Raw genomic sequence first — 3,796 nt, forward strand, 5'->3', positions numbered from 1 at the left:
ATCGGCTGCATTCTTTTCGCACGGGTGGGGGGATAATCCGAAATTTCAAGCGAGCTGACATCCGACCGGTCCGCAGGCGGCATACGCCTAAACGTCCAGAACGGAAAAATTTCGGAGGGCGCGCAAATAGCGCTAAACGGAGGTTAGGTCAGGATGAGTGACGGTCAGAGCCGGATCGATGCCAATCAATTCAGGACCACGCTGTTTGACGCCGCGACGGGAGCGCCGGTCTACTACTTCGACGGCACGGCGATCTACGACACCGAGCGTCGGCACTTCTATCGCGACCATCAGGTCGTCTACGACAACAACGGCCAGCCTGCGTATTGGGTGGATGCCCAGACCGGCTTCATGCTGCCCTATGCGGGCACTGGCCATCGGCCGCTCTATATGGACGCGGTCTTCGCGCAACCGGAGTTCAAGCAATTATGCGATCAAGAGGACGCCAGTCAGCTGCAGCAGCTGACATCAAGATTGTTTCCGGAGTACGCGACAGATCGCGACGGCTCCAACCGCCGCCAGAGCTGACGGTCGCCGAGAAGACCTTGTTTCGGCAGATCGTCGCCGCCGCCGACGAACGGCACTTCACGGCCAACGACAGCCCGCTTCTGATCTCGTTCGTGCAGGCGACATTGTCCGCCCGCAAGCTCGCGGGTCACGTCAGCCATGATGAAGCGTGGCATCGGGCGGTGCGGCTGCAGGCGAGCCTTGCCACCAAGCTGCGATTGACGGTGCAGTCGCGCACCGACCCGAAGACGATCGGCCGCCGCCTGCCTGAACACGACGGCCCACAGCCATGGGAAACCGAGGAGGATTGATCATGCGCCCACAGTCACGCGGTCGCCGCAACACCGACTGGATTGAAAAGTATTGCCGCGTGCCGAGCGGACCGCAGCGCGGCGCCAAGGTGCAGCTGACGTTGGCCGAGGTCGAGATCGTGCGCCGGATTTACGATGAAGGCGAAGCCGTGCCAGTGACCGGACCGCTCGCGGCCTATCTGGCGCTGCTGCATGTCTGCGGCGTCGAGCATGGCGGCGCGCTGCCAGCGGTCGAAGCGGATATCTTCAGCGTATGGGGCGCGACATCCGAGACGCTGCGCGATGTGCTGAAGCGCGAAGGCGAGATCATCATCTGTCCGGAGCTGGGCACGTGCTTTCCGAGCAAGGCGGCGTGAGCGGTATCCGACGATCGGAAACCGACTGACAGGTCTCGATCTTTTTGAAAAGCTGCGACATTGCCCACCCTCGATCCCCGCGCCATCGATATGCTCGGCCAGCGCTGTCATCGGCTGGTGGTCGAGGCGCATGCCGGATCGTACATCAAGGGCAACAGACATCAGGCGTTATGGTCGTGCCGCTGCGACTGCGGCCAGCGCGTCATCGTGACCGGCTGGGCACTGCGCAGCGGCTGGACCAAGTCATGCGGCTGCGCGCGGGTGGATGCGAACAGACGCCGTGCCCGTTTCAAAGGAAGATCAAGATAGGATTCCTATCTTGAAAAGAGTTGCTCAATCGGAAGTAGGCACGAAGGTGACAATGTAACGTTCGTTTTGGAGGATGATCCCATGAGCGATGCCAGCCTGCCCCATTGCAAGCGAACCGGCGACGGGCGCGGATCAAGGTTGTATTACAACCTTGATCCAAGCGAACCGGAGCCGCTTCGATCAAGAGTGATATTATAACTCTTGATCCTTCGACGGTCAGCCGATGCCAACAACGAGTTGGCGGATTTCAACCAACTTGCTCGCAGTCACCTACGGATGTTCATCCCAAAATTGGGACAAAGCCATGAGCGATGCCAGCCTGCCCCATTGCAAGCGATGCGGCGAAACCGAGTACGCCTGCCGCTGTTTCGATGACGACACCTGCTGCAGCTGCGGCTGCAAGCTGAGCCGTGAGGCCATCGAGGCCGGGCGCGAGGAGTGCTTCGATTGCTACGCTGAAGCGCAGGGCGATTAGGAAGATTGGTCCTGTACCGTGGTACAGGAGCATGGTGCGGCGATCATCCTGTACCACGGTACAGGATGACCCGATCCTGAAGCGCAGGGCGATTAGAAAACGGAGCGCATTGCCGTTTTAATTCAACGAGGTGCTTGGGAGAGTGGTTACCACGGCAACCACACTCAACTGGCCGAGCGCGCGCAATGGTGGTGGCACGAAAGGTGCCGGAAACGGCACGATACGTTCCAGTCGCCCGGTCCTATTCGGCGTCTCATCCAAGACAACAATCACGCGCGTGATTTATTTGATCTGGCGCGGAAGGCGACACAAGAGCACGGTGGGGATCATTGCTCAGAGCACCGGAACAGCAAGAATGACAATGTACAAGTTGCTGTTCCGGCACCCACTGGCAATTCTGTCGAAGCGACGACCCGCCGCTTGCGAAAGCTCACGACAAACCCATTTAGGTCATTCTGGCCTATAAAATCAGAGGTGCTCTCGCACTGCGCATTCGCGTTTAGCTCTATCTAGACTCTCGCTTGGTCTGATGTCAGCTTAATTGACAAGCGACTGGCGTGCGAGGTGATGCGATGGCAGACAACACCATTTTACATAACGGCACGACCATCAAGGACACCGACAAGATCGAGCGCTTGAAGCCTCTCAATTACGGCAAGTCCCACGGCAATGCGGTCAGGGTTCACTACAACGACGACACTTATCGCGAGTACGATGATCCCGATGGCAGCCTCTATGCTCTGCTGTCGGACATGTTGAAAAAGCGTCGTTAACGACGCATTTCGATTTCCGGCGCGAATGATGTGGCATGCGAGGTGGCGCGATGAAAAGCAAAAAATTCGACAGCGTCAAAGACTGCGTGAGCGATATCTTGAGCACCAAGCTTGACGACAATCAGGTCGTGCTCACGCCCGCGATGTGGCAACCGGATGATCATGGCGGCAAGTACTGGTATTTCATCATCGGTTTTAGCGAGCATGGAAGGTTTTTCGTCGAGCAGCTTGTCATGCGGGAGCCACCGGACCCGCCGCTATCCGACACGCTCATGAGTGCGTTCGATACCGTGATCCATCTTCGAAAGAACGATGACCGCGACGCAATCATCGCCGAACTGCGGCGACGGAATGTGATTGTGCACGACATGGATGATGAGCTGGCAGCGATCCGGCTTTGCGAGCGCTTGTGGCCTTGTGAGAAGACCACCCGAATTCGCAAGGCAGTTGAACAAGAACGGAAGCAAGCATGACCACGCGGCGAGCGGCGCGTAAAATCTCAAGGCAGCTCAACGCAACAGCGCATCACGAGGCCGGGCATGCGGTCATTGCCCGCGTGCTCAGATGCGGCGCTTGGCTCGCCCGGTGCTGCAATCGACGATGCGGCGGTCGCTTCGACTTGTTCGGAAAGAATGCACCTTTCTTAGCGTTAAGAAGGGTGGAACGGAGAGGCGTGAGCCGAGGGTTCTGCACAAAAAACTGCCCCGATTGTGCTTTCGGGGCAGCTGCATTTTGACTGTCTATTATCGGACGGTTGGATCACGCCGCCTTGCGCAGCCCCGCATCCGCCGTCCCGACGATCCGCCGCAGCTCGGCGGCCCATGCATCGAGCACGGCGCGCTTGCGCTCGACCGTGATGCGGGTGGCCTTGTTGTAGACCTTGCGCGTGACCGCTGGCAGCGGCTTGCCGTTCTCGTCCTTGCTGGCCTGATGATCGAGACAGAGCGCGATGCTGCTGTCCGGCAAACCCAGCTCGCCGCACATCGTCGCCGCCGTCCGTCGCAGATCGTGCGGCGTGAACGGTGCGATGCCAAGCAGTTCGCAGATGCCCAGCGTGCGCGGCAC

At 59.1% G+C, this 3,796-nt stretch carries 6 protein-coding genes and 1 pseudogene; 6 read left to right on the forward strand and 1 reads right to left on the reverse strand.

Going from position 1 to position 3,796, the window contains the following annotated elements; all coding sequences use genetic code 11:
* Positions 1 to 153 precede the first annotated feature (153 nt).
* The 6 genes from AC1RQP_RS40035 to AC1RQP_RS40060 all read left to right on the forward strand — a co-directional run bounded on the left by AC1RQP_RS40035 (position 154) and on the right by AC1RQP_RS40060 (position 3,204).
* A complete protein-coding gene (locus AC1RQP_RS40035; protein ID WP_492943264.1) occupies positions 154 to 528 on the forward strand; it encodes a hypothetical protein in 375 nt (124 codons plus the stop codon).
* A gap of 17 nt (positions 529 to 545) precedes the next feature.
* Positions 546 to 818, forward strand: a complete 273-nt coding sequence (locus tag AC1RQP_RS40040; protein WP_492943266.1) for a hypothetical protein — start codon at positions 546 to 548, stop codon at positions 816 to 818.
* A 2-nt stretch (positions 819 to 820) separates the two neighbouring features.
* Positions 821 to 1,174: a hypothetical protein gene (locus AC1RQP_RS40045; protein WP_492943268.1), complete on the forward strand. Its 354-nt coding sequence runs from the start codon at positions 821 to 823 to the stop codon at positions 1,172 to 1,174.
* Between the two features lie 613 nt (positions 1,175 to 1,787).
* A complete protein-coding gene (locus AC1RQP_RS40050; protein WP_492943270.1) occupies positions 1,788 to 1,958 on the forward strand; it encodes a hypothetical protein in 171 nt (56 codons plus the stop codon).
* A gap of 572 nt (positions 1,959 to 2,530) precedes the next feature.
* Positions 2,531 to 2,731 (forward strand): hypothetical protein, encoded by a 201-nt coding sequence (locus AC1RQP_RS40055; RefSeq protein ID WP_492943272.1) that lies wholly within the window; start codon positions 2,531 to 2,533, stop codon positions 2,729 to 2,731.
* A 50-nt stretch (positions 2,732 to 2,781) separates the two neighbouring features.
* Complete coding sequence (locus tag AC1RQP_RS40060) at positions 2,782 to 3,204, forward strand: hypothetical protein (protein WP_492943274.1); 423 nt, start codon at positions 2,782 to 2,784, stop codon at positions 3,202 to 3,204.
* A gap of 286 nt (positions 3,205 to 3,490) precedes the next feature.
* On the opposite strand, the pseudogene AC1RQP_RS40065 reads toward AC1RQP_RS40060, so the two are convergent.
* Positions 3,491 to 3,796, reverse strand: a pseudogene (locus AC1RQP_RS40065) (integrase); the annotation flags it as partial.

This window comes from Bradyrhizobium sp. GW821-FHT13H06, assembly GCF_058803975.1.